Origin of the sequence: Marinococcus luteus (assembly GCF_034497705.1) — a bacterium.
In the GTDB taxonomy this organism is placed as follows: Bacteria; Bacillota; Bacilli; order Bacillales; family Marinococcaceae; genus Marinococcus; species Marinococcus luteus_A.
Window position 1 is genome coordinate 36,482 of sequence record NZ_JAXRUV010000001.1, and the last position, 26,948, is coordinate 63,429.

The 26,948-nt window shown below is 46.5% G+C and carries 28 protein-coding genes and 1 tRNA gene; 18 read left to right on the forward strand and 11 right to left on the reverse strand.

Annotated features, from left to right (window positions below; translation table 11 throughout):
* The first annotated feature begins 134 nt into the window (after nucleotides 1–134).
* Nucleotides 135–533 carry a DUF3942 family protein gene (locus tag Q9M42_RS00190; protein WP_322524532.1) on the forward strand — a complete coding sequence of 133 codons (399 nt, stop codon included), beginning with the start codon at nucleotides 135–137 and terminating at the stop codon, nucleotides 531–533.
* 117 nt (nucleotides 534–650) lie between these two features.
* Nucleotides 651–872, forward strand: a complete 222-nt coding sequence (locus Q9M42_RS00195; RefSeq protein ID WP_322524533.1) for a hypothetical protein — start codon at nucleotides 651–653, stop codon at nucleotides 870–872.
* Nucleotides 873–909: 37 nt separating this feature from the next.
* Here Q9M42_RS00195 and Q9M42_RS00200 read toward each other — a convergent pair whose 3' ends face one another.
* From Q9M42_RS00200 to Q9M42_RS00210, 3 genes are all read right to left on the reverse strand, one after another.
* Complete coding sequence (locus Q9M42_RS00200; RefSeq protein ID WP_322524534.1) at nucleotides 910–1,221, reverse strand: hypothetical protein; 312 nt, start codon at nucleotides 1,219–1,221, stop codon at nucleotides 910–912.
* Between the two features lie 235 nt (nucleotides 1,222–1,456).
* A tRNA-Val gene (locus Q9M42_RS00205) sits at nucleotides 1,457–1,532 on the reverse strand.
* Between the two features lie 241 nt (nucleotides 1,533–1,773).
* Nucleotides 1,774–2,037 (reverse strand): hypothetical protein, encoded by a 264-nt coding sequence (locus Q9M42_RS00210; protein WP_322524535.1) that lies wholly within the window; start codon nucleotides 2,035–2,037, stop codon nucleotides 1,774–1,776.
* A gap of 168 nt (nucleotides 2,038–2,205) precedes the next feature.
* On the opposite strand from Q9M42_RS00210, the gene Q9M42_RS00215 reads away from it, so the two are divergent.
* From Q9M42_RS00215 to Q9M42_RS00225, 3 genes are all read left to right on the forward strand, one after another.
* Nucleotides 2,206–3,318, forward strand: coding sequence for a mechanosensitive ion channel family protein (locus tag Q9M42_RS00215; protein ID WP_322524536.1), 1,113 nt, complete (start codon nucleotides 2,206–2,208; stop codon nucleotides 3,316–3,318).
* A 92-nt stretch (nucleotides 3,319–3,410) separates the two neighbouring features.
* The gene (locus Q9M42_RS00220) at nucleotides 3,411–3,806 is read left to right on the forward strand and encodes an HPr family phosphocarrier protein (RefSeq protein WP_322524537.1); all 396 of its coding nucleotides are present in this window, start codon (nucleotides 3,411–3,413) and stop codon (nucleotides 3,804–3,806) included.
* A 185-nt stretch (nucleotides 3,807–3,991) separates the two neighbouring features.
* The gene (locus tag Q9M42_RS00225; RefSeq protein WP_322524538.1) at nucleotides 3,992–5,170 is read left to right on the forward strand and encodes an MFS transporter; all 1,179 of its coding nucleotides are present in this window, start codon (nucleotides 3,992–3,994) and stop codon (nucleotides 5,168–5,170) included.
* On the opposite strand, the gene rraA is transcribed toward Q9M42_RS00225, so the two are convergent.
* Nucleotides 5,167–5,640, reverse strand: coding sequence for a ribonuclease E activity regulator RraA (gene rraA / locus Q9M42_RS00230; protein WP_322524539.1), 474 nt, complete (start codon nucleotides 5,638–5,640; stop codon nucleotides 5,167–5,169). The genes Q9M42_RS00225 and rraA overlap by 4 nt on opposite strands.
* A gap of 149 nt (nucleotides 5,641–5,789) precedes the next feature.
* Here rraA and dapD point away from each other — a divergent pair, with 149 nt between their 5' ends.
* The 3 genes from dapD to Q9M42_RS00245 all read left to right on the forward strand — a co-directional run bounded on the left by dapD (nucleotide 5,790) and on the right by Q9M42_RS00245 (nucleotide 8,924).
* On the forward strand, nucleotides 5,790–6,503 hold the full coding sequence (gene dapD / locus Q9M42_RS00235) for a 2,3,4,5-tetrahydropyridine-2,6-dicarboxylate N-acetyltransferase (protein WP_091610108.1): 714 nt from the start codon (nucleotides 5,790–5,792) through the stop codon (nucleotides 6,501–6,503).
* Between the two features lie 91 nt (nucleotides 6,504–6,594).
* A complete protein-coding gene (locus Q9M42_RS00240) occupies nucleotides 6,595–7,806 on the forward strand; it encodes an aspartate aminotransferase family protein (RefSeq protein ID WP_322524540.1) in 1,212 nt (403 codons plus the stop codon).
* The gene (locus tag Q9M42_RS00245) at nucleotides 7,806–8,924 is read left to right on the forward strand and encodes an N-acetyldiaminopimelate deacetylase (protein ID WP_322524541.1); all 1,119 of its coding nucleotides are present in this window, start codon (nucleotides 7,806–7,808) and stop codon (nucleotides 8,922–8,924) included. The genes Q9M42_RS00240 and Q9M42_RS00245 overlap by 1 nt, the downstream gene beginning before the upstream one ends.
* 54 nt (nucleotides 8,925–8,978) lie before the next feature.
* Here the strand turns inward: Q9M42_RS00245 and Q9M42_RS00250 are convergent, their stop codons facing one another.
* Nucleotides 8,979–9,803, reverse strand: a complete 825-nt coding sequence (locus Q9M42_RS00250) for a mechanosensitive ion channel family protein (RefSeq protein WP_322525233.1) — start codon at nucleotides 9,801–9,803, stop codon at nucleotides 8,979–8,981.
* A gap of 203 nt (nucleotides 9,804–10,006) precedes the next feature.
* On the opposite strand from Q9M42_RS00250, the gene Q9M42_RS00255 reads away from it, so the two are divergent.
* The 3 genes from Q9M42_RS00255 (at nucleotide 10,007) to Q9M42_RS00265 (ending at nucleotide 12,603) form a co-directional block, all read left to right on the forward strand.
* Entirely contained in the window at nucleotides 10,007–10,558 is a 552-nt protein-coding gene (locus tag Q9M42_RS00255) for a peroxiredoxin (RefSeq protein ID WP_322524542.1), read from the forward strand.
* Nucleotides 10,559–10,628: 70 nt separating this feature from the next.
* Complete coding sequence (locus Q9M42_RS00260) at nucleotides 10,629–11,294, forward strand: potassium channel family protein (protein WP_322524543.1); 666 nt, start codon at nucleotides 10,629–10,631, stop codon at nucleotides 11,292–11,294.
* A 115-nt stretch (nucleotides 11,295–11,409) separates the two neighbouring features.
* Nucleotides 11,410–12,603 (forward strand): cation:proton antiporter, encoded by a 1,194-nt coding sequence (locus Q9M42_RS00265; RefSeq protein WP_322524544.1) that lies wholly within the window; start codon nucleotides 11,410–11,412, stop codon nucleotides 12,601–12,603.
* A gap of 96 nt (nucleotides 12,604–12,699) precedes the next feature.
* Here the strand turns inward: Q9M42_RS00265 and Q9M42_RS00270 are convergent, their stop codons facing one another.
* Nucleotides 12,700–13,137 carry an OsmC family protein gene (locus Q9M42_RS00270; RefSeq protein ID WP_322524545.1) on the reverse strand — a complete coding sequence of 146 codons (438 nt, stop codon included), beginning with the start codon at nucleotides 13,135–13,137 and terminating at the stop codon, nucleotides 12,700–12,702.
* A gap of 148 nt (nucleotides 13,138–13,285) precedes the next feature.
* On the opposite strand from Q9M42_RS00270, the gene Q9M42_RS00275 reads away from it, so the two are divergent.
* Both Q9M42_RS00275 and Q9M42_RS00280 read left to right on the forward strand, forming a co-directional pair.
* Nucleotides 13,286–13,771 carry an SRPBCC family protein gene (locus tag Q9M42_RS00275; RefSeq protein WP_322524546.1) on the forward strand — a complete coding sequence of 162 codons (486 nt, stop codon included), beginning with the start codon at nucleotides 13,286–13,288 and terminating at the stop codon, nucleotides 13,769–13,771.
* Nucleotides 13,772–13,842: 71 nt separating this feature from the next.
* On the forward strand, nucleotides 13,843–14,907 hold the full coding sequence (locus Q9M42_RS00280) for an undecaprenyldiphospho-muramoylpentapeptide beta-N-acetylglucosaminyltransferase (protein ID WP_322524547.1): 1,065 nt from the start codon (nucleotides 13,843–13,845) through the stop codon (nucleotides 14,905–14,907).
* Between the two features lie 53 nt (nucleotides 14,908–14,960).
* Here the strand turns inward: Q9M42_RS00280 and Q9M42_RS00285 are convergent, their stop codons facing one another.
* From Q9M42_RS00285 to def, 4 genes are all read right to left on the reverse strand, one after another.
* Complete coding sequence (locus tag Q9M42_RS00285) at nucleotides 14,961–15,908, reverse strand: ABC transporter substrate-binding protein (protein WP_322524548.1); 948 nt, start codon at nucleotides 15,906–15,908, stop codon at nucleotides 14,961–14,963.
* A gap of 117 nt (nucleotides 15,909–16,025) precedes the next feature.
* The gene (rnjA, locus tag Q9M42_RS00290; RefSeq protein ID WP_322524549.1) at nucleotides 16,026–17,693 is read right to left on the reverse strand and encodes a ribonuclease J1; all 1,668 of its coding nucleotides are present in this window, start codon (nucleotides 17,691–17,693) and stop codon (nucleotides 16,026–16,028) included.
* A gap of 3 nt (nucleotides 17,694–17,696) precedes the next feature.
* Nucleotides 17,697–17,906, reverse strand: coding sequence for a DNA-dependent RNA polymerase subunit epsilon (locus tag Q9M42_RS00295; protein WP_322524550.1), 210 nt, complete (start codon nucleotides 17,904–17,906; stop codon nucleotides 17,697–17,699).
* Between the two features lie 523 nt (nucleotides 17,907–18,429).
* Complete coding sequence (gene def, locus Q9M42_RS00300; RefSeq protein WP_322524551.1) at nucleotides 18,430–18,975, reverse strand: peptide deformylase; 546 nt, start codon at nucleotides 18,973–18,975, stop codon at nucleotides 18,430–18,432.
* 135 nt (nucleotides 18,976–19,110) lie between these two features.
* On the opposite strand from def, the gene Q9M42_RS00305 reads away from it, so the two are divergent.
* The 5 genes from Q9M42_RS00305 to lpdA all read left to right on the forward strand — a co-directional run bounded on the left by Q9M42_RS00305 (nucleotide 19,111) and on the right by lpdA (nucleotide 25,131).
* The gene (locus Q9M42_RS00305; RefSeq protein ID WP_322524552.1) at nucleotides 19,111–19,761 is read left to right on the forward strand and encodes a YkyA family protein; all 651 of its coding nucleotides are present in this window, start codon (nucleotides 19,111–19,113) and stop codon (nucleotides 19,759–19,761) included.
* A gap of 481 nt (nucleotides 19,762–20,242) precedes the next feature.
* A complete protein-coding gene (gene pdhA, locus Q9M42_RS00310) occupies nucleotides 20,243–21,283 on the forward strand; it encodes a pyruvate dehydrogenase (acetyl-transferring) E1 component subunit alpha (protein WP_322525234.1) in 1,041 nt (346 codons plus the stop codon).
* A 3-nt stretch (nucleotides 21,284–21,286) separates the two neighbouring features.
* Complete coding sequence (locus Q9M42_RS00315; RefSeq protein WP_322524553.1) at nucleotides 21,287–22,264, forward strand: alpha-ketoacid dehydrogenase subunit beta; 978 nt, start codon at nucleotides 21,287–21,289, stop codon at nucleotides 22,262–22,264.
* An 89-nt stretch (nucleotides 22,265–22,353) separates the two neighbouring features.
* Nucleotides 22,354–23,712 (forward strand): dihydrolipoamide acetyltransferase family protein, encoded by a 1,359-nt coding sequence (locus Q9M42_RS00320; protein WP_322524554.1) that lies wholly within the window; start codon nucleotides 22,354–22,356, stop codon nucleotides 23,710–23,712.
* A gap of 3 nt (nucleotides 23,713–23,715) precedes the next feature.
* Entirely contained in the window at nucleotides 23,716–25,131 is a 1,416-nt protein-coding gene (lpdA, locus tag Q9M42_RS00325; protein WP_322524555.1) for a dihydrolipoyl dehydrogenase, read from the forward strand.
* Nucleotides 25,132–25,281: 150 nt separating this feature from the next.
* Here lpdA and Q9M42_RS00330 read toward each other — a convergent pair whose 3' ends face one another.
* On the reverse strand, nucleotides 25,282–26,883 hold the full coding sequence (locus tag Q9M42_RS00330; RefSeq protein ID WP_322524556.1) for a BCCT family transporter: 1,602 nt from the start codon (nucleotides 26,881–26,883) through the stop codon (nucleotides 25,282–25,284).
* Between the last annotated feature and the right edge of the window lie 65 nt (nucleotides 26,884–26,948).

Consider the following 26,948-nt stretch of genomic DNA (forward strand, 5'->3'; position numbering starts at 1 on the left):
TGTTAACTGTTTTTATGAGCAGTTAACATAACTCTTTCTTATAAAAAATTTTTACATAATTTTTCCGCTGCAGTAGTGGAGAAGCCGTATAACCTGTAGAATGGGGAATTACTTTAAAGAAGAGGGTGATGGCAATGAGTTTTGAAGATGAGTTCGTAGCTAAAGCAAAAGAGTATTTAAAAGAGGATAAAGATGCAAATATTATGAACGAAGTAAACTGGGAAATTGCCAAGTACTTCAACAATTTGAATAAGGAAATCGGCGAAGTGAAAAACGATTCGTTTAGCAGCTATGGTTCGAAGCACCGCAGCTATATGACCATCGATAACCGCAAAGTAATTTTTGAAACTATTACAGAGGATGGGAATTATCACATTCAAGTCACTCAAGGCACCGATGATACCACGAGTGAGTTGGATATTATATATGTACAGGAAGGTAAAATGTACAGTCAAAAAGAGGAAAAAGAGTTCGATATGGATATCGTCCGGAACCATCTTCAAAGTACATTCGGTGATATACTGGGATTATAGAATAAAGAAGCGTCCACTGCGGCGCTTCTTTATTTTGAAAAAATATTAAATAAATAGCCGGGAAATAAGTCTTGATTCACCTCGAATGGGTATATTGTCATTAAGGGGGTATACGCCATGGGGGTAGTTTATATTGACCGGCATATTCGTCAGGTGCAGGTAATTATTTGTAGTGAAGGGCACATGCTGCATTGCCTTGTTTGGCCGGGGGAAGGGGGATGGGTCGCCGATATACACTCCATGCAGGACAGCGGTTTTCATCCGACGTTTGAGCGGGTTTATTTTCCTGAGAATGAAGAAATTATCCAGCTTGGGCGGCACATATACGTTCTGCGTTAAAAAGGCAGAAGCCAGCAGCTTTCTGCCTTTGCCTGTGCTAAAGAGTATTTGGGTCCGTATAGCCGATAGGCCCCCTTGATTCGGCATGCTCCACTACAGTAAGAATAAAACGCATAGGAACAAAGATGGTTCGGCTACCGCCGGAAGTGTTCCTGGCTTTTTCCTGATAGAAGTAGATTCCCGCTTCTTCAATACCGTAGTTCTCCGATGACACTACTGCTTTAACATAGCTGGAATGTTCTTCGAAGGTGCCCTCGCTCTGGAATCCATTCAGTTCAAAAAGCGGAATGGCGGAAGGGTCAAAATACACCTCGACGAAATTCGAACTGTCTATTGATGATGAATTCATCCGTATGCCTCCTTTCAGTATTTGTTTATCATAATATACCCTCGAACGTTTTAATAAAAGCAGAGGATACAGAAGAATGGCACAGGAATATACATAAATTTTATGGAGAGTACTAATTATTGTAAAATAATGGGTGGGGCAATAGATGTACCAAAGAAAGTGGTGGCGATAAACAGCCCGGGCTATGCAAATTAAAAAACAGAAGCCAAAGGCTCCTGCTGTAGTTTATTATTTATGGTGTCCCGTACTGGGCTCGAACCAGTGACCTCCACCCTGTCAAGGTGGCGCTCTCCCTACTGAGCTAACGGAACAAATGATATGGAATGAAGCGACAGAAATAATATACAATAGGAAAAGAATGGTGTCAATCCTTCTGCGACCAATTTAATCAGGGAAAGCAGGGGTTTATGCTGGCCATTCATTTTCCTCTGGGCGATGAAGCTTAAAGATCCTGCCGTATTCCTGTTTCTGCCGGATATATTAAAGACGTATAAGCAACTGCGGCAGAAACAGAAATCTTTATCGATCACGATATATCCATTAAAAAATGAATTACTTTTCCTTTTGCTGTTTTTCTTTCCGCTGCTGAAGGAATAGAAATAAGCAGAAGGCGAGCATGCCCAGACTGAGATTGGAAAGAATGAAGCCGATCGGGCCCTGGTTAAGAATGCCAAGCGACAGTGCTCCGAAAAAAGCAATGTAAGTGATACCCAGAAGCGGAAGACTTCGCCCGGAGACTTTTTGCATCAAACGGGCAAGCTGGTATATGAGCGTATTTACAGCAAAACCAATTAGCAGTAAAATAAGTAAATCCATGCGACTATCTAAACCTTCCTTTGTGATGATGTCTTTTTCCGACTTACATGCTACCATACCTTAGGTTTGAAAGATATCCACGAATGTGAAAAGTGGGAGTCCTGCAGTAAACTGCCTGGCGGCAGCATTAAAATATAGAGAGAACGGGACAAAGGTGGAGGGATGTTCATGCAGGCATATGCAGACTTTTGGATGGAATGGCAGACACGTATTGTAGAGCTGCCCTGGATTGATATAGGCGTAGCCGTTTTGATTGCACTTCTCGTGTTTGCTTTTCGGAAGCTTTTTACTAAATACATTTTCAGGTTCATTTTAAAAATGACTCACCAATCGAGATCTCAGCTGTTTACGAATGTTTTAGTATCATTTGAACGGCCGATCCGCATGTTTTTCGCCGTGTTCGGCATATACTTAGCGCTGTTGTATCTGCCTATACCGTGGGATTCCATGACAATCATCAACCGCCTGTACGGTTCAATTTTAATCGTACTCGTAGCATGGGGCACATACAAGCTTCTGAACACGTCTTCGATGCTCTTTAACCCGATGATTAAACGGCTCGAGGGAAAAGAAGATAATATGCTGGTACCTTTTCTTTCCCGGGTGCTGCGGATTATTATCGTGGCGCTTGCATTCACCATTATTCTCTCTTCCTGGGGCTTTAACATTAACGGCTTCGTGGCAGGTCTCGGCCTTGGCGGCCTGGCTTTTGCTCTCGCTGCCCAGGACATGGTGGCTAACTTCATCGGCGGAATAATTATTGTAGTGGAGCGCCCGTTTAAGCGGGGGGACTGGATTTATACGCCGACGGTGGAAGGAATCGTGGAGGATATTTCATTTCGGAGTACGAAGGTGCGTACCTTCGCTGACTCGATCGTCATCGTTCCAAACAACACACTTGCTCACGAAGCGATTACGAACTGGAGTGAAATGCGTAAGCGGGAAATAGATATGACGCTTGGCATTGAATATCAGACGCCGAGGGAGCAGGTGCTGCAGCTGCGAGAGCGTCTTGAGGAGATGCTGAATAACCGTGATGACATTGATAAAGAGCTGATTCTTGTGCAATTTAAAGAATTTAACAGCTCCTCGCTCGATCTGTGGGTTTACTGCTTTACTAAAACGACCGCATTTTTGGAATGGGCGGAAATAAAAGAAGAGCTGAATCTTGAAATCATTCGTATCCTTCAGGAGGAAGGCGTTCAGTTTGCCTATCCAACACAGTCTATTTATATTGAAAAATCGCCTGAAGAAAATTATCACATCTCCGACAATAATTAAGCGTGCTTTACGGTTGGAAACTGAAACGTACATGTTATAATAAGAATGTTTGTCAGAAGGAATATGTACGAAAAAAGGAGCCGATGCATTCGATGGAACGAGTGGAAACATTCGTGTTAACCCGTGGACTGAATGCCAGTCAAGTATTGTCATTTGTGCATGAGCTGGAAACGTTTAAAGCAGATGTGTTTTTTGAAAAGCGGAGAACCTCCGCAAACGGAAAAAGCGTACTCGGCATGATGTCTTTGTTTACAAGCATCAGACTCGGGGACAAAGTGGAACTCAGAGTACATGGAGAAGAAAAAAAGGCAGTCGCCAGAGTGGCAGCTGAATATCTTGGAGCAGCAGTTGAGCACGAGAATAGCAACGGCTATTGGGAAGACGAAGCAGCAGAGCATGTGGAACGGGCAATGGCCGGATGCATGACCCATTGGAATCCCAATGTACGAAATATTGCGCGCTCGTATCTGAAAACGACACGCAGTTAACAAGAAGACCCGACGCCGGAAAAAGCGTCCGGGTCTTCAGCTGTATCAGGAACGGTTTTTCTAAAACCCGGGTAATGCTCAGCATATAACGAGCCAAAACGGGTAAATAAAAAAAGAACGAATCATACATACTGGTTGTATAATACAAGCAGCAACGACGAATGAGACGGAAGGACGAATGCTTTATGATTGACCGGCATACTGGAACGTTTTGGCGGGCTTCCATTGCCCTAGGGCTTGCATCCCTGCTCATTTTTGCCAATATGTATTATCCGCAGCCTCTGCTTCCATTGTTTACCGGAGAATTCAATGTAAGCGAAGCGACAGCGAGCTTTGTCATTTCATTATCGCTGCTGATGCTTGGAGTAAGCTTCTTTTTTATCAGCGCGATTTCCGACGCAAAAGGGAGGAGAAAAATCATCGTGTATGCGATGATCTGGGGGACGATAGCTACGCTCCTCATTCCGTTTGCCGGCTCCTTCTGGCTGCTTTTGCTGATGCGGATGGTACAGGCAGTGGGGCTTGCCGGAATTCCCATTGCGGCTATGTCCTATATCGGGGAAGAATTCACGCCGAGGGCAATGACAGTAGCGATGGGATTTTACGTGAGTGCAAACAGTCTTGGGGGGATGGGTGGAAGAGTGATGAGCGGCGTGCTTGCTGATTGGTTTGACTGGCGGACGGCTTATTTTTTCATGGCCGGGGCAAGCGTACTGCTGGCCGTGCTCGTGATTCTTCTACTTCCGGCTTCGAAAAACTTCAAGCCAAAGCCTCTGGAGTGGAGCGATACTTGGAAAAATGCGCTGTTTCACCTTAAAGATCCAGTCCAGCGGCTCGCTTATATTATCGGCGGATTGAATTTCTTCGTGTTTATCGGCACGTTTAACTTTATTACGTACCGCCTGGACGGGGACCCTTTTTTCGTCAGCACGGCGGTCCTGGGCCTGCTATTTTTAACATACGGGGCGGGCACATTCAGCTCCAGCCTTGCCGGAGAATTGACACAGCGCTTTAAACAGACAGACTGTATGCAGACCGGCATTTTCATTATGGCCGGCGGTCTGATGCTGTCGCTTGTACCTCAGCTATGGGTGGTTATTGCATCGCTTGCAGTACTGAGTTTTGGCTTTTTCTTTGCGCATTCCACCTCAAGCTCATGGGTGACAAAAAACGCCAAAAAAGCCCGGGCGAGTGCCTCAGGACTTTATTTGACCTCTTATTATCTGGGCGGAAGTCTCAGCAGTATTTATTTTGGACTTCTTTGGCCTATAGCTGGCTGGATCGGTGTCATTGCAGGCGGTCTGCTTCTGTTAATAGTTACACTTACAAGCGTGCGCCGCCTCATGCCGGTGGAAGCGGGCTAGCTTTTGGCAGGCAGAAGCACAATACCGTCGCTGTCGGCATAGACGTAATCTCCGGGCGTCCAGGTAACGTCGGCAAAATCGACTGGAATGGAGCGCTCTCCGCGTCCTTCCTTGACGGACTTCCGCGGGTTGGTGAAACGGGAAAACACCCGGACATTCATTTCGCGCAATTCATCGCTGTCACGGATGGCCCCGTTCACGATAATGCCCGCGAGTCCGCGTTTAACAGCAATTTCTGCCAGGTTGTCCCCAAGGAGAGCGCGCCGGGATGAACCGCCTCCGTCAACTACAAGGACGCTGCCGGCGGGAATATCGCCAAGCGCCTGCTCAACAAGAACGTTATCCTCAAATACTCGTACTGTTTCTACCGGACCTTCGAAGGAAAGTACTGGTCCGTGCGATAAAAACGGTTCATTGGCGACAAAAACCTCGTTTCCGTATTCGTCACAGATGTCAGCTGTTCTACCCATATGTATGCCTCCTTTTGTTATTTTCATTGTAAGGCTTTCCCAGAAGAAAGAAAATAGCAGAAGAACAGAAAAAAGATGTCACTATCATTTTGCTTTCAAAGGGCGATATGATAATCTAGGAAAGAGAAATTTGAAGGAGGATGTAAAACATGAATCAAATGGACGCAAACGAAATTATCCAGTTCATTTCAGATAGTAAGAAATCCACTCCGGTTAAAGTACATATTACCGGCGAGTTGGACGCTATCGGATTTGGAAATGAAACGAAGCGGTTTATTACAGGAAACACCGGTGTATTGTTCGGTGAATGGGAAGATATTAAAGAGGGAATCGAAGCGAATGCAGACAAAATTGAAGATTTTGTCGTAGAAAATGATCGCAGAAATAGCGCGATCCCGATGCTTGACCTAAAAGACATTGAAGCACGTATTGAGCCGGGCGCGATTATCCGTGACCAGGTGGAAATTGGTAAAGGCGCCGTCATCATGATGGGTGCAAGCATCAACATTGGCTCCGTTGTCGGAGAAGGCACGATGATCGACATGAACGTTGTCATGGGAGGACGTGCCACCGTGGGTAACAACTGCCACATCGGTGCAGGATCAGTTCTCGCCGGCGTCATTGAGCCGCCGTCCGCACAGCCGGTCATTGTTGAAGACGGCGTTGTGGTTGGCGCCAACTGCGTAATCCTTGAAGGAGTCACTGTTGGTGAAGGCGCAGTCGTAGCTGCCGGCGCGGTAGTAACAGAAGACGTGCCGCCAAATACGGTCGTTGCAGGTACACCTGCACGCGTCATTAAAGAAATTGACGAGCAGACAAAAGGAAAAACAGAAATTAAACAGGAACTGCGCCGCTTAAAATAACAACGCGACAACGTAACGGTGAAAGGCTGCCTTTTGGGACGGGTTCCAAAAGGGGCCTTTCTTTTTCATTTATGCGAAAGGGGCAAACAGCATGAACTGGCTTGAAAAAGACCAGCACTATATAATGTCTACGTACCAGCGTCTTCCAATTGTAGTGGAAAAAGGGGAAGGCAATTACTTATATGACAGCGAACAAAACAAATATCTCGATTTATTTACCGGTCTGGCCGTCAATATTGTTGGCCATTCGCATCCTTATCTGCTCGATAAGCTGAAGGAGCAGGCAGACCAGTTTCTGCATATTTCCAATATGTTTATTAACAAACCGGCCGTCCGCCTGGCGGAACGGCTGATTGAACTCAGTATTCCGGGAAAGGTATTCTTTGCAAACTCCGGGGCGGAAGCCACTGAAGCAGCGGTCAAGCTAGTGCATAAATGGGGGAGCAGCCAGGAAATCCCCAAAAAAGGAATCGCCGTTCTGGAAAAAAGCTTCCACGGCCGGACGCTGGGCGTTATTCAGCTGACGCGCCAGCCCGGAATTTATCAGGATTTTCCGGCAGCGGACTATCCTGTATATGAAGTGGAAGCAGAAAACCTGGAGGCGTTGGAAGAAGTGCTTAAAACGAAGCAGCCGGCCGCATTTTTATTCGAGCCGGTATTAGGCTCAGGCGGTATTCAGCCGGTTTCTCCTTCTTTTATGGAAAAAGCAAAAGCTCTCTGTGAGAAATACAACGTGCTGTTTATCGTGGATGAAATTCAGACCGGCATTGGTCGCACAGGCACATTTTTCGCCTATGAGCGGGCGGATATTACGCCGGATGTTATTTTGTTTGCCAAAGGCATCGGCGGCGGCCTGCCGCTTGGAGGGATGATTGCAGGAGAGCATGTGCAGGAAGTATTTCACCCGGGCGATCACGGTACAACGTTTGGGCCTTCCCCGCTCAGTGCTGCGATGGGAAATGCAGTGCTTGACGTTCTGTATGATCAAAACGAATTGGAAAATGGGCGGAAACGTTCTGAATACTTGTGGTCCCGTCTGGAAGACTGGAAGAACGAAAGCGAAGGATTTGTGCAGGAAATCCGTGGACTCGGCATGATGATCGGTGTAGTGCTGGAGGCCGACGCTTCATTTGTCAAAGCACTGCAGGAGAGGCTGCTTGCGAAAGGGTTTATGTTTAATATTACCCAGCAGCGTATTATCCGCCTTCTGCCGCCGCTGACCCTTGAACGCGCTGAGGTGGATTCCTTTATTGAAACCCTTGCCCAAGAAATGAACGCCCTGAAAGAAAGGAGTGTGCAGTAATGACCTCCACTGATTTAACGAAATTCCGCCGTGATCTTCACCGCATTCCGGAGCCGGGGTTTCAAGAAGTCAAAACGCAGCAGTATCTGCTTGATGCGATTCGCGCTCTGCCTCAGGAACACCTGTCATGTAAAACATGGGAAACAGGTATTCTCGTTCGTATCGAAGGCTCTGACCCGGTAAAAACCGTTGGCTACCGGACGGATATGGACGGCCTGCCGGTTCCGGAGCAGTCAGGTCTGGAGTTTCCATCCGAGCACGAAGGAATGATGCACGCCTGTGGACACGACATGCACATGGCAATTGCGTTCGGCATACTGCAGAACCTTGCGGAGCACCGGCCGGTTCAAAACGTGGTGATGCTATTTCAGCCGGCAGAAGAAGGACCCGGGGGAGCAGAGCCTATGCTCCGCTCCGGGGAATTCAAGGCGTGGAAGCCGGACGAAATTTATGCGCTTCATATCGCTCCGGAGCACCCGGTGGGCACGGTTGCGACAAAACCGGGAGTACTGTTTGCTAATACCTCGGAATTGTTTATTAATCTCCGCGGCAAAGGCGGACACGCGGCACGTCCCCACCAGACAGAGGACATGGTAGTGGCTGCGAGCCACTTTGTGACTCAGCTTCAGTCAATCGTGGCAAGAAACATTGATCCACTCGATCCGGCCGTGGTAACCATCGGTACAATTGAAGCAGGCACGAAGCAGAACATTATTGCGGAATCCGCCCGGGTGGAAGGGACGATCCGCACCTTTTCGATGGACAACATGAAGCTGATTAAAGAGAGAATAACCGGAATGCTGAAAGGGGTGGAAGCTTCCTTCCATTGTGAAACAGATGTGGACTGGGGGGCGAATTACTGCCAGGTGTATAACGATGAAGCAAAAACAGCTGAGCTGGCTGCATTTGCAGAGAGTCACAGGGATGTTGACTTTGTGGAAAGCCGGGAAGCAATGACCGGGGAAGACTTTGGCTATTTTCTCCGGGACATCCCGGGGACGATGGTCTGGCTCGGGGTGGACACGCCGTACGGTCTGCATGACAACCGGATCAGCCCTTCCGAAAAAGCGATGGAGACTGCGGTAAAGTTTTTCACTGATTTTCTGCACAGCAGGTAATAAACGATAAAAGACGGCGGGGGCTCTGAAAGCCTCCGTCGTCTTTTTTTTGCTTTATGCTTCTTTGCTGATGTTCACCTGGTGCGGGTAAGGAATTTCGATATTATGGGCATCAAGGTCTTCTTTGCAGGCCTTCAGCAGCTCCCGCTGCATGGCCCATTGCATCATGTTCTCTGTTTTGGCGATAATACGAATCGTTACCTCCGAAGCACCAAGGGCGTTTACTCCTACAACATCAGGGCCTTCTTTGAAAATACCCTGCTCCTCAGCTACGCGGTTGCAGGCTCCCTGAATGACGGCAATCGCTTTATCCACATTCTCTTCATAAGCGATGCCGATATCGACAATGGCTTGCATGTTCCCGCGTGAATAATTGCTCACAACGCTGATTTCCCGGTTTGGTACGAAATGCAGCGTGCCGTCAAAGCTTCGCACCTGAGTTGTGCGCAGTCCGACCTCCTCGACAATCCCGTCTATTCCGGCAATCGCAATGTAGTCTTCAACGTCAATCTGCTTTTCAAGCAGAATAAAAAAGCCGGTAACGACGTCGCTGACAAGGCCCTGGGCCCCGAAACCTATCGCAAGCCCGACGATCCCGGCACTGGCGATCAGTGGAGCAATATCAAGATCAAACAAGCCCAAAGTAATGGTAATCACGATAAATAACAAAATGTAAGTAAAGATGCTTATAGCGAGCTTCGAAAGGGTTTTAACCCTGCCGGGGTGCATATTCCGCTGTTTTTCCATCCGGTTAAAGGCGCGATGAATGATTTTGCTCCCGATGGCGCGTATTATAATATAACCGATGAGCACACCAATTAGCTGCACCATTAAAATAATGGCAGCTGTCCAGAAAATTCCTTCATTAAACGATTCCATATCCAACTTATACCACTCCCCAGCCTATAGTTTCCATTTCAACCTGATTAGTATAACATAACCGATTGTGCCAAAAAATATGCAATAGTAATGAATCAAACTGCCGTAAAAACAGGAGCGGAGCGTTTCGTTGACTTTGAAATTGGCGGTCCATATAATGAAGGATAGAATGCAGGATCGTAATTATTAAAGGAGTGGAATGCATGAGTGAAAAGCGTATGGTAGCAAAGCAGGCTCCGCGCTTCGAGATGAATGCCGTCATGCCAGACACCTCGTTTGGCACGATCAGCCTTGAACAAATAATGAAGGAAGATAAATGGACGGTGCTCTTTTTCTATCCGATGGATTTCACCCACATCTGTCCGACAGAAATTACAACAATGAGTGACCATTATGAAGAGTTTGAAGAACTTGATACAGAAATTATCGGCGTCTCGACGGATACGATCCACTCGCATAAAGCATGGATCAATATGACACGGGAAGAGAACGGGCTCGAGCAGCTGAAGTTTCCGCTTGCAGCTGATACAAACCACCGGGTGAGCCGGGAGTACGGCGTGTTAATCGAAGAAGAGGGAGTGGCGCTGCGCGGTTTGTATATTATTAACCCGGACGGAGAACTGCAGTATTCAATGGTTCATCACAACGATGTCGGGCGCGATGTGGATGAGGTGCTTCGCGTACTCCAGGCTTTGCAGATGGGCGGAATGTGTCCGGCGAACTGGAAGCCGGGACAGGACACGCTGAACACGTGACCTTCCCTGGTTCCGGCTAAAGAGGATTGCCAAAAAGCTGAAGGACTCGAGAAGAATAGGGGAGAACGGAATGAAGAAACAGTTTGCAGTCATTGGCCTCGGCCGGTTCGGTGGAAGCATATGCAACGCTTTGGCCGACGAAGGAATGGACGTGCTTGCTATTGATTCCAATGAACACCGGGTCAATGAATTTGCCCAGGTCGTCGCCCAGGCGGTCATTGCGGATGGTATGGATGAAAAGGCGCTGCGCGGCCTTGGGATCCGTAATTTTGACAATGTCATTGTAGCGATCGGCGACAATATCCAGGCAAGCATTATGACGACCATCGTGCTTGATGAAATTGGCGTCAAGCACATTACGGTAAAAGCACAAAATGATTATCATGAAAAAGTACTGCGGCGCATCGGCGCCCATGAAGTTATCCACCCGGAGCGCGATATTGGAGTAAGAGTGGCGCACAGCATCGTGTCTAAAAGCGTGCTCGACTACCTGGAGCTTTCCGAGGATTACAGCATCGTAGAACTTGAAGCCGGTCAGCTGCTTGACGGGAAATCTCTTCTCGACTTAGATATACGTGAAACGTATGGATGTAACGTCCTCGCGATTAAACGAGGGGAGGACGTCCACGTGTCTCCGCGCCCGGAAGTGGATATCAGCGAAGGAGATATCTTGATTATTGTGGGTGCGGATGGGGACATTGCGAGACTCGAGGCCCGGTGGATAGATGATAACTGAAAATGGCCAAGGCTCTTCCGTATGATTCATGCGGAAGGGTTTTTTTAGTTTTTCAGTTTACAAAAAGGGTAAATAAGGATGTTGGCTGCATATATTATTACAGGAGGTGAATTAGTTGCTGCTGTATGCGTCATTACTCGTAACACTGTTGGCCATCGGGCTGATTGTTTATATATTTGATGTTAAAAGCAATTATTTCCCGGTGCCGATGGTGCTTTTGATTATTGGACTCGGGCTCTCCTTCATTCCCGTTTTCAGCAGGCTTGGTTTAAATCATGATATTATTTTTGATCTGCTGCTTCCGGCGATATTATTTGTCTCTGCCTATAGTTTTCCGATACGTTCATTAAAGAAAAACATCTGGCCGATTGCGACACTTGGAACACTTGGGCTAATGGCCACCGTTTTTTTAATGGCAGTGCTTATATATCTTGTAGGGGGTCCGGCTGTCGGTCTGTCTTTCGTGGCGGCATTTTTAATTGCTTCGATACTGACACCGACCGATCCGGTATCCGTAACGGCTATCCTTGAAAATGTGTTCGGAGATTCGGATATCCCGAAAGTAGTAGAAGGGGAATCGATGATCAATGACGGCACAAGCGTGGTATTGTTCGGGATAGCTTCATCCATGTTTTTGTATAATGAATCCTTTTCTATATTTTCGTTTCTGGGTGAATTTCTGCTCGTTTCGTTTGGCGGTGTTGCCGTCGGTACGGCCGGGGGATGGCTTGTCACAAAAGCGGTACACGTCATGCATAATCACGTGTACCAGGTGATGCTCAGTATAATTCTTGCCTACGGCGGCTTTTATATTGCTGAAGGCCTTGGAGCTTCCGGAGTTTTAGCAACAGTTTCCGCAGGTATAATGCTCTCCCGGGCCTTCCAGAAGTCAGAAAAGGAGGAGGAACTTCACTCCTATTTGGATGGCTTTTGGAAAGTGGTGGAGCCGGCTGTATTGTCACTTCTCTTTTTATTGATCGGTATTCAGTCAGCGGATTATCTTGCGTTCGGTCACTGGCTGCTTGCGATTGGGGTATTTATAATTTCGTTGATCGTCCGTTTCATTGTGTTGGGAGGTTTCCTGAAATTATCCCCGCATATCAAAGAACGGTTTCAGTGGTCATCCGTGTTTATGATGACCTGGTCAGGGCTGAAAGGAACTGTTTCTGTGGCTCTGCTGCTGAGCATTGAAACGCAGTCAGGCAGCAGTGCGGATCTAGTTGTTTCGCTGACGTTTGCAGCCATCCTGCTGTCGCTTGTGATTCAAAGCCTTGGGGTCTATCCACTGGCACAGAAATTTTCTTCCTAAGAGAGTATGGATGCACCAGGTGACATGAAAAGCAAGCAATATGTATAAGAAAAACACGTCCGGAGAAATACACCGGGCGTGTTTTGTGGTTTCCGATTAAGCTTTACTCCAGTCAGCATTCATTTCTACGCCGGCTGCGTGCAGAGTAGTAAATACCGGACAGCGGGCATCAACCTTCTCCTGAAGCTCCTGAACACGTTCATCGCTTTCAGATGTCCGGACCTTCGCTTTTACCGAAACAGTCTGAAAATACGGACGAACATCAGGATTGCCCATCATACCTTCTGAATCAATGTTGCCATTTACCTGAAATGAAATACCCTGCAGGTCAAAATCCATCTCCTTAGCCACGAAATTAGCTACAGCGTTTTCGCAGCCTGCCAGGGAAGAAAGAAGAGCGGATAAAGGATCCATACCCTGATTGCTTCCGCCAAGGTTTTCCGGCTCATCGATCGTAATTTCATGAGAACCTGTAGATAGATCAGTCTGAAAGTTTTTAGCGTTTCCTTCTACGTTAAATTCCATATTAGCCATATTTATTCACTCCTTTAGGTAGAACTACCGTACTATACCCATGCCCCTATTAAGTTAAACAAGAAGGACAGCCAATCCCCAAGTTGCGTTTTTTCAGCTATCGTTTAGGGAATGGGATAAAAAGCAAACTGTAAAGGAGAAATTGATTATGGCAAAGTACAGTAGAATTATCGCCCAGGCAGGGTGCCACATCCATCATGCAGAGCCTGCGCAGGTATATGAAGCCTGGACCAATCCTGAGCTGATGAAAACGTGGATGTTTCCGTCAGGTGGAGACAAAGAAGCAGAAGCGGAGGCTGATGTAACAGAAGGGGGAGCATGGAGCGTCGTGAACGAAGGCCAGGAGGAAGCGTACCGGGCTTACGGAAAATATCTGGAAATAGATCCGCCGGAACGAATCGAAAAAACGCTCATCCGTAAAGAGACAGGCGGGCAGGACGAAAAAATCACAGTAGAAATTAACTCAATTTTAAACGGGAGCCAGCTGATTGTAACCCAGGACGTAGTTTTTCTTCATCATGAACAGCTGGAGGGGAAAGTAGTCGAAGAGCATTTAAGAGAAGAAAGGCTCCGGACGGAAAAATATTGGCACGAAATGTTTTCGTTACTATCGAAACAACTTACACCTTCGTAAGCGTATGATATTATAAAAGGCGGGAGAATATTTCCCCAACAGACTTAACGACGTATAGGATGATGAGGAAAATGCAGAAAAAGATCGTATTTACCGGCGGTGGCTCCGCCGGTCACGTTACGCCGAATATTGCTGTGATTAATGAACTCGATCAAAGTGATTGGGACATTTATTATGTTGGCTCTAAAGAAGGTATTGAAAAAGAGCTGATCGAGCGCAGAGGCATACGGTACCACTCTATCAGTTCGGGTAAACTGCGCCGTTACATAGACTGGCAGAACATTACTGATATTTTCCGTGTGGCAAAAGGCTGTCTCGAAGCCCGTAAGTATTTAAAAAAGGTTAAACCGAATGTGGTATTTTCCAAGGGCGGCTTTGTCACTGTGCCGGTGATTATCGCAGCCAAAACATTGAATATTCCCGTTATTATTCATGAAAGTGACATTACGCCGGGACTTGCCAATAGAATAGCCCAGCGGTTTGCGACAAAAATATTCACTTCATTTGAGGAAGCGACAGCTCATTTTCCTTCCGGAAAAGCAAAAGCTCTCGGCTCACCGGTGCGAAAAGAAATTACACGTGGAGACAAAAGAAAAGGACTCGAATTCCTTCAATTCGGGGAATCCCGGCCGGTACTTACCGTTATGGGGGGAAGCCTCGGAGCAAAAAAAATTAATGAAACGGTACGGACGGCGCTTCCGTGGCTCACGGATAAATATCAAGTAGTGCACCTTTGTGGCAAAGGCCATACAGACGAGAGTCTGGAAGGTCAGCCAAACTACCGTCAGTTCGAATACGTCAATGAAGAGCTGCCGGATGTGTTGGCTGCCACAAACACAGTCATTACCCGTGGCGGTTCCAATTCTATTTTTGAATTTCTGACGCTGCATCTGCCAATGCTGATTGTGCCGTTAACACGTGCTCAAAGCAGAGGAGACCAGATCCTGAATGCTGAGTCATTTAAGGAAAAAGGATATGCAGCTGTCCTAGAAGAAGAACAGTTGAACGAAGAAACGCTGCGAGAAGCTCTACAGAACATTGAAGACAATCGGAACGATACGATCGCCCAGATGAAAACATATATGGCTGAAAATCCTTTGGATCTTATTATCAAAGAGCTGTATGTCTACCACTAAATAAAAGCCCCCGGCAGCGCCGGAGGGCTTTTTTAGATATGAAAGGCGGCTTATTATTCAGTGAGTTCATCGGCGATCAAATCGATTTGTTCATTCACAGAAATGGGATCATACGGATAGTAGGTGTCAAAATCAAGGAAATAAAATTGTTCATTTTGGACAGCGTCCAGATTGGCCCAGACATCGGAATCCTGAATCTTTTCCTTGCTTTCACCCGTGTCTTCGGGATCATAGGTAGTCATAAACATATGGTCAGCGGAGTATTCCTCGAGAACCTCCATTGAAATTTCCTGCGCATTTTCTCCCATAACTTCCTCCTGAATTTTTTCAGGAGCGTTTAAATCAAGGGCGTTATAAATAGCCTGGCCGCCGCGGCCGCCATTTGCACCGAAAACGTAAAGCTCGTCATTGTCGGTCAGTTCGTAAATTCCAAAGGTATCGTCTTCATCTATGGTCCCCTCAAGACGTTCTTTTGCATCTGCCGCGGTTTCCTCAATAGTGTCTTTAAAATCTTCAGCTGCTGCCTGGTTATTAGTTAATTCCCCAAAGGTATCAAGCGTTTCCTGTACATCTGTGTCCGGGTTGTATGGAATATGAACTGTTGGGGCGATCTCTGATAACTGCTCGTAATTATCATCGTACATTACAACAATTAAATCGGGATCGAGTTCGAGCACTTCTTCAGGATCAATCGGATCTCCAACATTTTTTGCACCGCTCAGCTGTTCTTCAAGAAAAGGGTTGGAAAAAGCGTCAGGACCGGAACCGGAAACATCTGCATCAACTGCAAGCAGCTCCCCGGCATAATAGTCTGTCACAATCGTTTCTGGTTCCGAGGGGATGGAGACCTCGCCTTTTTCTGTTTCGTATTCTCTGGTTTCCTCGCTGCTCTCTGTATTATCTGCTGAAGAGCTGCTTTCATCCCCACTGCTGCAGGAAGCGAGCAGGACCGTGCCAGCTGTAAAAACAGCAAATTGTCCAATTGTCGTATGTAAACGCATTAGAATCCCCCTATATTAATGATAATGATTTTCAATATCACCATTATAACCAAAGGAAAAAGAAAAATCTACATAAAAAAGCCTCCGCATGTATTGCGGAGGCAGAAGCAAAGTGGTTTACACTTCCATAATAATAGGGAGAATCATTGGGCGCCGCTTCGTGCGTTCGTATAGATAAGGCGCCAGGCTGTCTATAATTTCTGATTTAATTTCAGACCACTGACTGGTTTTACGTTTCATCACTTCATCAAGATGCCTGCTTAATGTTTTCTGGGCATCGTTAATCAAATCTCCGGATTCACGCATATAAACGAAGCCACGTGAAATTAAGTCCGGACCGGCTGAAACCTTAAAGTTTTTCATATCGATACTTACGACCACTACAACAAGCCCTTCTTCGGATAAAATGCGGCGGTCCCGAAGCACAATATTTCCAATGTCACCGATACCGTGACCGTCGACATAAACAGCACCGGAAGGCACCTTACCTACGACAGAAGCACTGTCCCGGGTCAGGGCGAGAACTTCACCGTTTTCCATAATAAAGGAATTTTCGAGAGGCACGCCGCAGTCCCGGGCAAGCCTCGAATGCATTTTCAGCATACGGTATTCGCCGTGAATTGGCATGAAATATTTCGGGCGCATTAAGCGCAGCATAAGCATCTGTTCCTGCTGACTCCCGTGACCGGAAGTATGAATGTTGTTAAGCGATCCGTGGATGACACGTGCACCTGCCCGGTAAAGCTGGTTAATGATTTTATGCACCGACGTGGTATTTCCGGGAATAGGAGAGCTCGAGAATACGACAGTGTCTCCGGGAATAATCTGAATTTGACGGTGGGTGCCGTGGGCTACCCGGGAGAGAGCCGCCATCGGTTCGCCCTGGCTCCCGGTACATAAAATGGCTGCCTGATCGTCCGGCAGTTTATTTAGTTGGGAGGGCTCCACGAACGTTCCTTTTGGTGCATTAATATATCCGAGCTCCTGGCCAATCGTAATGGATGATTCCATACTACGGCCAAATACGGCAATTTTGCGCCCGTCTTTTACAGCCGCATCAATGGCTTTTTGAAGACGGTATATATTGGAAGCAAATGTTGCAAAGATGATTCTTCCTTTGGCCTGGCGGAAGATGGAACGGATATTGTCCCCGACTTTTCGTTCGGATACAGTGAACCCTGGAACTTCCGCATTCGTGCTGTCCGAGAGCAGGCACAGAACGCCTTTTTCGCCGATGTCAGCCATTTTGGCTAAATTGGCCGGCTCTCCTACAGGAGTAAAGTCAAATTTGAAATCACCGGTATGGACAACATTCCCTTCAGGAGTGTGGACATTGATCCCGAGAGAATCAGGAATGCTGTGGGTGGTCCGGAAAAAATCCACTTTTAAATGGTTAAATGCAACAGGCTGGTCTTCCTGGATAGTATTTAATTTTGCTTTACGTAAAAGCCCGCGTTCTTCGAGCTTTCCTTTTAACAGACCAATAGCCAATGGGCCACCATAAATAGGGACATTTAATTCTTTCAGCAGAAACGGCACGCCGCCGATATGGTCTTCATGCCCGTGGGTGATAAAGACACCTTTAATTTTTTCTTTATTCCGCACCAGGTATGTGTAGTCGGGAATAACGTAGTCGATTCCAAGCAAATCATCTTCTGGGAACATGATCCCGGCATCGATGACTATAATTTCATCCTGGTATTGAACCACGTACGTATTTTTGCCGATTTCGCCTAACCCGCCCAGGGCAAAAACAGCAACTTGATTTTGGTTTATTTGTTTCATACGTTATAAATTCTCCACTTGGAAGTCTTCAGATCTTTTTTCGAATTCAAGCTGCTTATCAGTAAGCCCCTGAACGAATTCAATGTTAAATTGTTTGTCGGCGAGTTTGCGGCGGACTTCCCGCTCCGAATCTGCTTCTACATATAGTGAATGAGTGTTTTCCCGTACAGGGGCTTCTGTGAAATTGTTCTGGTAAAAAACTTTGTAAATCATCGTAAATATCTCTCCTTCTTGAAATGTAAATGCGGCGTTTATAGCTGATTTAGAAAAAAATGGTTTTTTGGCATAAACTAGTACTGTAAATAGAAAAAAGCAAAATAATGCAGGAAGGACAGGAAGTAATCGTTGCAACAGCCTGGCTGTTTAATCAAAAATGACTTCATATCCAGAGCGGTTCTACTCAGCTTCCGGCCAAAGAACTCAAGCTGAACAGCACCACAGTGTACGTACCAACCATTAATAATTCATATTATAAAGCATGAAACTGTTTTTTTCATCCTTTTAATCACTTCTGTCTAAAAATCATCCGGGTGCAGGGTAAGAAAAAGACAAAAGAAAGTAACTATACGGGTACTAAAGAACCATGATAGTATAGAAAAGGAATAATTTATCTATAAATACACAAAATTTATTTTATAGAAATTATTACCAAACAAAACAGGGAGAGAAAAATTCACAGAAAAATACTGATGAGATAAAAAAGCATTTTCCCGAAGGAAAACGCTTCTTTAGCAGGCTATAGCTTTGGCAGTTCCCGTTTGTACTCGTCCTCGTAATCTTCAATCCGGTCGTAAAACATAACCCCGTTCAGGTGATCAATCTCGTGCTGGGCAACAATAGCCGGCAGTCCCCGGAGACGCAGCTTCACTTCTTCGTTTTCAAGAGTCTGTGCCTTTAATGTGATACGCGAATATCTTGGAACGTTTCCAGGCACTTCCCGGTCTACCGAAAGGCATCCTTCTCCGCCCTCTAAATGAGTGGTTTCTACAGAATGGCTCAGAATTTTTGGGTTAATGAAGCCGTAGCTGTACAGCTCATCTTTATCGTCGGTCACATGCATGGCAAACATTCTTTTGTTAATGCCAAGCTGGGGTGCTGCTACACCGACGCCGGAACGGAGCTCATATTTTTCAGCGATTTCCTCGTCCTGGCTGTTTTTTAAGAAATCCAGCATTTCCTGCAGGGTATTCAGATCTTCAGCAGACGGAGGAACCGGGACTTCTTCAGATACTTTGCGGAGCGCAGGGCTTCCCTCACGCTTAATATCTTTCATTGTTAACATGAATCAACTGCCTCCAATCAAACTTACATATGATAATCGTTAATAACAGTTTATTAGTATAGCAAAAAAAATTCAGCTAAAACAGCTTTAAAGTGTGAAATGCAGTAAGAATATGAACATACGGGAGGAATACATATGTACAAAATGAACAAAAAGTTGACAGGAGCGGCAGTCGTTACATTATCGGTTTTCGTATTATCGGCATGCGGCTCCCCGGAGGGAAGCATCCAGAATCAGTGGAGTGAAGCGGCCGGGGTTGAAGAGGATTTTGCCGAAAAAGATGAAGAAATGACCGAACTGGCCCAGGCAGAACAAAAAGTATTTGAAAATTTAACCTCCTATGAAAGCGATGAACAGAACAAAATAGAGTCATCTGTGGAGGAAGCTGTAAGCTCGGTGAACGAGCGTAAAGAATTGATGGAAAAAGAACAGGAAGAGATCAATCAGGCTTACGACGAAACGGTGGAAGCGGGTGACCCTATTGAAAACCTGGAAAATAAAGAAATGACGGAAGAAGCAAAGAAGGCTCAACAGGCTATGGAAAAGAGGAACGAAGCATTTAACGGCGTTCACGATGCTTATATGGAAGCAGCGGATGAAGAAATTGATATGTACGAATCATTTAATGACGGGAATTTAGAGCTTGAAGCACTCGAGGAACAGCTTGACACTATTAACAGTTCCTATGAAGAGGTGGAGAATTACAGGGAAACATTCAATACAGAAACGGAAGTATTCAATGAAGCTAAAAATGCATTCGGGGAAATGACGGAAGAAGAGAGTTAATTCAGTTTTATAACAAGCCGGCGGGATGAGGAAGCTTATGGATAAAAACGGCTGAACTGTGTATATACGCATAGACCAATGATATATAACAGATTTGCTTATTTACAAAAAATAGAAGATGCCAAATGACAGGATAATCCTTTGAACAAAAAGGATTGACGTATCTTTTTCGTTTGGTATATTCTAACTATTGAAAAGTATTGTTTCATTGAAATGATATAATAAACTGAAACAGTTACTTATTTGTTCTTTGTTAAAATTATCCTTGATTACATTACGCTTGTGAAGGGTATTAAAAAATGATGTGGTCCTATAATCCGCATGCGTAAAATACTTTAGCAGCAGATGGGGAAATTCAGACGATAATTGAAGAACAGATAAAACACAACTACTGGATACAGCCGGTGTATTTTAAGAAGAGAGGAAGAGGTGAACATTTGTGGCGACCAAAACGATTGAACAAGTTGAAAGTCACTTTGAAATGTTTCAAATTTTAAATGAAAACGGAGAGGTAGTTAACAAGGACGCAATGCCTGACCTTTCCGATGAGCAGCTTCAGGAAATCATGCACCGCATGGTTTATACGCGCATCTGGGACCAGCGCGCAATTTCCCTGAACCGTCAGGGACGGCTCGGCTTCTACGCGCCAGTAGCAGGACAGGAAGCTTCCATGATCGGCTCCCACTATGCACTGGAAAAAGAAGACTGGATTCTTCCAGGCTACCGGGATGTACCACAGGTAGTATGGCACGGCCTTCCGTTGTATCAGGCGTTCCTTTATTCCCGCGGTCATTTCCACGGCGGCCAGATTCCGGAAGGCGTCAACATTCTCCCCCCTCAAATTATTATCGGGGCGCAGATTGTACAGGCAGCAGGCGTCGCGCTTGGTTTGAAGCGCCGTCATCAGGATAATGTTGCTATTACTTATACCGGGGACGGCGGCGCTTCCCAGGGCGACTTTTACGAAGGTATGAACTTCGCAGGTGCCTATGAAGCTCCAGCTATCTTTGTTGTTCAGAACAACCAGTTTGCCATCAGCGTGCCGGTAGAAGAACAGTCCGCAGCTAAAACAATTGCCCAAAAAGCAGTAGCTGCCGGGATTCACGGCGTACAGGTTGACGGTATGGATATCCTTGCCATGTACTCTGTTACGGAAACAGCCCGTAAGAATGCTTTAAACGGAGAACCTACCCTGATTGAGTCTGTTTGTTACCGTTACGGCCCGCACACAATGGCCGGTGATGATCCGACCCGTTACCGTACAGAAGAACTCGATAACGAATGGGAAAAGAAAGACCCGCTTATTCGTTTCCGGAAGTTTCTTGAGGATAAAGACCTTTGGAATGAAGATAAAGAAAACGAAGTAGTAGATCAGGCGAAAGCCGATATTAAAGCAGCGATTAAACAGGCGGACGATACACCGAAACAAAAAGCCTCCGATTTAATCGAAATTATGTATGAAAAGCTTCCGCAGAACCTGCAGGAACAGCTCGAAGAATACAGAGAGAAGGAGTCGAAGTAAGCCATGGCGCAAATGACGATGATTCAAGCAATTACAGATGCAATGCGTACGGAACTGAAAAATGACGAGAACGTCCTCGTCTATGGTGAAGACGTAGGCCAGAACGGCGGTGTCTTCCGTGCTACGGAAGGACTGCAGGACGAATTTGGTGAAGAGCGTGTATTTGATACTCCGCTCGCAGAATCTGGTATCGGGGGTTTAACGCTCGGTTTGGCTGTTACTGGCTTTCGTCCGGTAATGGAAATCCAGTTTTTCGGCTTCGTATTTGAAACAATGGACGAAGTTGTCGGCCAGATTGCCCGCCTGCGCTACCGCACAGGCGGTAAATACGGAGCACCGGTGACTATCCGTACACCTTACGGCGGCGGAGTGAAGACTCCGGAGCTTCACGCAGACAGCCTGGAAGGGCTGATTGCACAGTCCCCAGGCATCTCTGTCGTTATTCCGTCGACTCCTTATGATGCAAAAGGCTTGCTCATTTCTGCGATCCGCAGCAATGATCCGGTCTTTTACCTCGAGCACATGAAGCTGTACCGTTCTTTCCGGGAAGAAGTACCGGAAGAAGAATATACAGTGGAAATCGGCAAAGCGGATGTGAAGCGTGAGGGAAAAGACGTTACTCTGATTGCTTACGGCGCTATGGTCCATACATGCCTGAAAGCAGCTGATCAGCTTGCAGAGGAAGGATTCGAAGCAGAAGTAATCGATCTCCGTACTGTAAGCCCTATTGACATGGACACCATTGTTGAATCCGTGAAAAAGACCAACCGTGCTGTAATGGTGCAGGAAGCACAAAGACAGGCAGGTGTCGGCTCTAACGTTATGGCCGACCTGAATGAGCGTGCCATTCTGCACCTTGAGGCACCGGTACTTCGTGTAGCAGCTCCTGACACTGTTTTCCCATTTGCAGCAGCTGAAGACGTATGGCTGCCAAATGAGAATGACGTGATCGAAAAAGCGAAAGCTGTACTCAACTTCTAAATTTGTAAATGACTGCAACAGGTTGATGGCTGAAATCAACCTGTTTGCTACGCGTAATATCGAATGTAAACTAAAAGGAGGCATTTGTTTTGGCTTATGAATTTAAACTTCCCGATATTGGTGAGGGAATTCACGAAGGCGAGATCGTTTCATGGCAGGTTAAGCCCGGCGATGAAATCAAGGAAGACGACGTACTCTGCGAAGTACAAAACGATAAAGCAGTTGTGGAAATTCCTTCCCCTGTAGACGGAAAAGTTTTAGAGCTTAAAGTGGATGAGGGAACAACGACTACAGTCGGTGAAGTGATTCTCACTATCGATGATGGCAGTGGAGATGAGTCCTCTTCAGACGATTCCGCGGAAGAAGCTTCCGGGGATGAAAGCTCCGAAGGTAAATCAGAAAGAGACGAGCAGGAGCAGAATGATGCTCAGCCGGCTTCCACGGAAGCAGAGAAAGAAAGCCCGGCGCCGGCAGGCGGCGAGAGCGCCAGTACTTCAGGAGAAGCAGATGTAGACGAAAACGCACGCGTTATCGCTATGCCATCTGTACGCAAATATGCCCGCGAAAATGACGTAACGATTCAAAAAGTCAAAGGGACGGGCAAAAATGGACGTATTCTTCGTGAAGATATCGATGCATTCCTGAGCGGCGACCAGTCAGCGGAAGAAGAAACAACAGAAGCTGCTTCCGGTGCTGAAGAAAGCAAAACAGCAGCGAGCGCAGCAGCACCTTCCCAGGACCAGGGCGCTATGGAAGAACGCGTGCCGCTTAAAGGTATCCGTAAGGCTATCGCTCAAAAAATGGTACAATCAAAACAGACGGCTCCACACGTTACTCATATGGACGAAGTGGACGTCAGTGCGCTGGTTGACCACCGTAAAAAATTCAAGCCTATAGCTGCAGAGCAGGACACCAAGCTTACGTACCTGCCATACGTAGTAAAAGCTCTGACTTCTGCAATTCGTAAGTTCCCTGTACTGAATGCTTCTATCGATGATGAAGCTTCTGAAATCGTATATAAGCATTACTTCAATATCGGCATTGCAGCTGATACAGAGCAGGGACTTGTCGTACCGGTTGTTAAAGACACAGATCGCAAGCCAATCTTTACACTGGCTGACGAAATCAACGAGCTTGCTACAAAAGCAAGAGACGGAAAGCTTTCCTCAGCTGAAATGAGCGGAGGCTCTGCTACGATTTCGAACCTGGGCTCTGCAAAAGGTGCTTTCTTTACTCCGGTTATTAATCATCCGGAAGTAGCTATTCTTGGTATAGGCCGTATTGAAGAAAAAGCGGTAGTGCGCGACGGCGAAATTGTTGCTGCACCAATGCTTGCTCTTTCATTAAGCTATGACCACCGCCTAATCGATGGCATGACAGCACAGCACGCATTGAATCACATCAAACGCTTGTTAAATGAACCAGAACTAATCTCAATGGAGGGATAATTCATGGTAGTAGGAGATTTTGCAGAAGAAATTGACACGCTAGTTGTAGGTGCCGGTCCGGGTGGCTATGTTGCAGCCATCCGTGCCGCCCAGCTTGGACAAAAAGTAACGATCATAGAAAAAGGGAATCTGGGCGGAGTCTGCTTAAACGTAGGCTGCGTACCGTCCAAAGCATTAATCCAGGCGGGGCACCGTTTTCACGAAGCCAATGAAGGCGCAGAAAACATGGGTATCACCTCGAAGGGTGCCGACGTGGATTTCACAAAGGTACAGGAGTGGAAAGGGAGCGTTGTTGAAAAGCTTACTGGCGGTGTCGAATCCCTTCTAAAAGCAAACAAGGTAAACATTGTAAAAGGGGAAGCTTACTTCTCCGACAAGGATCAGGTAAAAGTTTCCACGGATGAATACAGCTCTCAGACGTATAAATTTAACAACTGCATCATTGCTACGGGCTCCCGTCCGGTGGAACTCAAGCCGCTTCCGTTCGGAAAACGTGTACTTGACTCCACTGGCGGCTTAAACCTCGAAGAAATTCCGAAAAGCATGATTGTGGTCGGCGGCGGCTACATCGGCATCGAGATGGCTGGTGCCTACGCAAACCTAGGTACAGAGGTTACGGTGCTTGAAGGCGAGAATCGTATTCTTTCCCAGGGCTTTGAAAAGCAGATGACTCAGCCGGTGCAGAAGAAATTAAAAGCACAGGGTGTTGATATTCAAACAGAAGCATTTGCGCAGGGCGTTGAAGAATCTGAGGACAGTGTAACCCTGACAGCTGAAGTAAAAGGTGAAGAAAAAACGTTTGAAGCAGAGTATGTACTCGTTGCTGTTGGACGCCGTCCAAATACAGAAGAACTTGGGCTTGAGCAGATTGGCGTAGAGATAGGCGAACGCGGCCTGATCCAGGTGGACGAGCAGTCCCGCACAAGTGTAGATAACATCTACGCCATCGGTGACATTGTACCTGGTCTCCCGCTTGCTCATAAAGCTTCCTACGAAGCGAAAGTAGCTGCAGAGGCTATAGCAGGAGAAGCAGCAGCAGTCGATTATCTCGGCATGCCAATGGTTGTTTTCTCAGATCCGGAGCTTGCAAGCGTTGGATATACAGAAGAAGATGCGAAAGAAGCAGGCTTTGATGTAAAATCTGCGAAGTTCCCGTTCCAGGCTAACGGACGGGCGTTGTCTCTGGATGTCTCTGAAGGCTTCATGAAGCTGATTACACGCAAGGATGATGGATTAGTCATCGGGGCCCAAATCGTTGGCCCTAACGCTTCTGACATGATTGCAGAAGCAGGCCTGGCAATTGAAGCAGGCATGACAGCAGAAGATGTGGCGATGACCGTTCATGCTCATCCAACGTTAGGTGAGATTACGATGGAAACGGCAGAAGCAGCACTTGGCATGCCAATTCACATCACTTAATAAAAATAAGAAGGCCGCGGCTTATCACAGCCGTGGCCTTCTTGTGTAAAGGAGAAGGGTATCTGCTCAAGGAAGCAGAATATTTCGTGCCTTCTCAGTATAATGAAATCCCCGGCGCAGAGGCCGGGGATTTCTTATTTTGTTTAGAAGCTACTCTTTGCCAGTCAGGTCTTTTTGAAGCTCTTCCTGTTCTTTGCGAAGCTGCTCACGTTCGCGACGGGAAAGTCCTGTTTCATCATCCTGACGAAGCTTGCGTTCTTTATTAAGAATGGTGCGGTCGGTCTGGAGAGCTTTCAGCAGTGATACACACATCAGTATCATTACCACCGTAAACGGCAGGGCTGCAATGGTCATAACGATCTGTACGCCTTCAATACCTCCGGAGGCAAGCAGCATCGCTGCAGAGCCGGAAATAACAAGTCCCCAGATGAATTTAATGGAAACCGGTGGATTCAGGCTCCCGTTTGTCGTCTGCATCCCCAACACAAACGTTGCCGAGTCTGCGGAAGTAATGAAAAAGCTCATAATCAAAAGAAGTGCTATAAACCCTGTGATTGCACCCAAAGGAAGGGTGTCAAGCAGGCCGAATAGAGCAATTTCATCACTCTGGCTCGTCATTAAGTCGTACAAACCGCCGTTTTGGGCATTGTCTTCAGCAATACCGGTAGTTGCAAAAACGGCAAACCACACAAATGAAAATAGTGATGGCACGAGCAGAACGCCGGTTATAAATTCACGGATAGTCCGGCCGCGGGATACGCGGGCAATAAAGGTACCAACAAATGGTGCCCACGCAATCCACCATGCCCAATAGAATATCGTCCATGAATCAAGCCATGCCCGATCCCCTGTATACTCATAAGTGGTAAAGCTTTGATCAGGAAACGTCTGCAAATAAGAACCAATACCGGTGGTAAAAGAGTTTAAAATACTTGCAGTTGGGCCGGCGAGAAGAACAAATAGCATCAAAAGCGCAGCTAATGCGATATTTGCCCAGCTTAAGTAACGAATACCTCTGTTTAAGCCGGTCGTAGCTGATGCAAGGTAAATAATAGTAAAGACAAGAATAATAATCAATTGTGTCGGAAGGTTAAGATTGATTCCTTCGAATATAAAGCTCAATCCGCCGTTTACCTGGGTGGCTCCATACCCGAGGGATTGGGCAACACCAAAAATAGTAGCGAACACAGCGATAAAGTTGATCAGTGTGCCCATCCACCCATCGACACGGTCGCCTAGAAGCGGGCGAAAGACTGAACTGATAATGCCGGGAGCATTATGTCGGAACTGAAAATAAGCCAGGCCTAGGGCCACTACGGAATAGATCGCCCACGGGTGAAGTCCCCAGTGGAAAAACGAAAGACGAATGGCATCCGCTGTCGCAGCCTGGGATTCAGGTTCAGATTCCGGACCACCGTAATAATGATAAAGAGGCTCAGCAACACCCCAGTATACTAGGCCGATCCCCATACCGGCTGTGAATAGAAATGAAAACCATGTTAAGTAACTGTACTCCGGACGCTCGTCCGGTTTTCCTAAACGGATTTTCCCGTATGGACTGAACACTAAGTAAATACAAAAGATAACAAAAGACGTTGCGGATATTAGATAAAACCATCCGAGATTAGTAACAATCCATCCCTGGATCTCACCGGTCACTGTATTTAAATTTCCTGGCGTGACAACACCCCAGATGATTACCGCAAGCGCCGCTATCAGGGTCACAAAAAAGACGCTTGTTAATTTTCTCATGACTTTTTACATTCCACCTTTCTTTTAGCGGGGTATTTGATTTTTAGGCAGCGGTACTCAGCAAA

Coding starts and splice junctions, on each gene's coding strand:
- Q9M42_RS00190 (WP_322524532.1), top strand. CDS start 135: ATGAGTTTTGAAGATGAGTTCGTAGCTAAAGCAAAAGAGTATTTAAAA.
- Q9M42_RS00195 (WP_322524533.1), top strand. CDS start 651: ATGGGGGTAGTTTATATTGACCGGCATATTCGTCAGGTGCAGGTAATT.
- Q9M42_RS00200 (WP_322524534.1), bottom strand. CDS start 1,221: ATGAATTCATCATCAATAGACAGTTCGAATTTCGTCGAGGTGTATTTT.
- Q9M42_RS00210 (WP_322524535.1), bottom strand. CDS start 2,037: ATGGATTTACTTATTTTACTGCTAATTGGTTTTGCTGTAAATACGCTC.
- Q9M42_RS00215 (WP_322524536.1), top strand. CDS start 2,206: ATGCAGGCATATGCAGACTTTTGGATGGAATGGCAGACACGTATTGTA.
- Q9M42_RS00220 (WP_322524537.1), top strand. CDS start 3,411: ATGGAACGAGTGGAAACATTCGTGTTAACCCGTGGACTGAATGCCAGT.
- Q9M42_RS00225 (WP_322524538.1), top strand. CDS start 3,992: ATGATTGACCGGCATACTGGAACGTTTTGGCGGGCTTCCATTGCCCTA.
- rraA (WP_322524539.1), bottom strand. CDS start 5,640: ATGGGTAGAACAGCTGACATCTGTGACGAATACGGAAACGAGGTTTTT.
- dapD (WP_091610108.1), top strand. CDS start 5,790: ATGAATCAAATGGACGCAAACGAAATTATCCAGTTCATTTCAGATAGT.
- Q9M42_RS00240 (WP_322524540.1), top strand. CDS start 6,595: ATGAACTGGCTTGAAAAAGACCAGCACTATATAATGTCTACGTACCAG.
- Q9M42_RS00245 (WP_322524541.1), top strand. CDS start 7,806: ATGACCTCCACTGATTTAACGAAATTCCGCCGTGATCTTCACCGCATT.
- Q9M42_RS00250 (WP_322525233.1), bottom strand. CDS start 9,803: ATGGAATCGTTTAATGAAGGAATTTTCTGGACAGCTGCCATTATTTTA.
- Q9M42_RS00255 (WP_322524542.1), top strand. CDS start 10,007: ATGAGTGAAAAGCGTATGGTAGCAAAGCAGGCTCCGCGCTTCGAGATG.
- Q9M42_RS00260 (WP_322524543.1), top strand. CDS start 10,629: ATGAAGAAACAGTTTGCAGTCATTGGCCTCGGCCGGTTCGGTGGAAGC.
- Q9M42_RS00270 (WP_322524545.1), bottom strand. CDS start 13,137: ATGGCTAATATGGAATTTAACGTAGAAGGAAACGCTAAAAACTTTCAG.
- Q9M42_RS00275 (WP_322524546.1), top strand. CDS start 13,286: ATGGCAAAGTACAGTAGAATTATCGCCCAGGCAGGGTGCCACATCCAT.
- Q9M42_RS00280 (WP_322524547.1), top strand. CDS start 13,843: ATGCAGAAAAAGATCGTATTTACCGGCGGTGGCTCCGCCGGTCACGTT.
- Q9M42_RS00285 (WP_322524548.1), bottom strand. CDS start 15,908: ATGCGTTTACATACGACAATTGGACAATTTGCTGTTTTTACAGCTGGC.
- rnjA (WP_322524549.1), bottom strand. CDS start 17,693: ATGAAACAAATAAACCAAAATCAAGTTGCTGTTTTTGCCCTGGGCGGG.
- Q9M42_RS00295 (WP_322524550.1), bottom strand. CDS start 17,906: ATGATTTACAAAGTTTTTTACCAGAACAATTTCACAGAAGCCCCTGTA.
- def (WP_322524551.1), bottom strand. CDS start 18,975: ATGTTAACAATGAAAGATATTAAGCGTGAGGGAAGCCCTGCGCTCCGC.
- Q9M42_RS00305 (WP_322524552.1), top strand. CDS start 19,111: ATGTACAAAATGAACAAAAAGTTGACAGGAGCGGCAGTCGTTACATTA.
- pdhA (WP_322525234.1), top strand. CDS start 20,243: ATGTTTCAAATTTTAAATGAAAACGGAGAGGTAGTTAACAAGGACGCA.
- Q9M42_RS00315 (WP_322524553.1), top strand. CDS start 21,287: ATGGCGCAAATGACGATGATTCAAGCAATTACAGATGCAATGCGTACG.
- lpdA (WP_322524555.1), top strand. CDS start 23,716: ATGGTAGTAGGAGATTTTGCAGAAGAAATTGACACGCTAGTTGTAGGT.
- Q9M42_RS00330 (WP_322524556.1), bottom strand. CDS start 26,883: ATGAGAAAATTAACAAGCGTCTTTTTTGTGACCCTGATAGCGGCGCTT.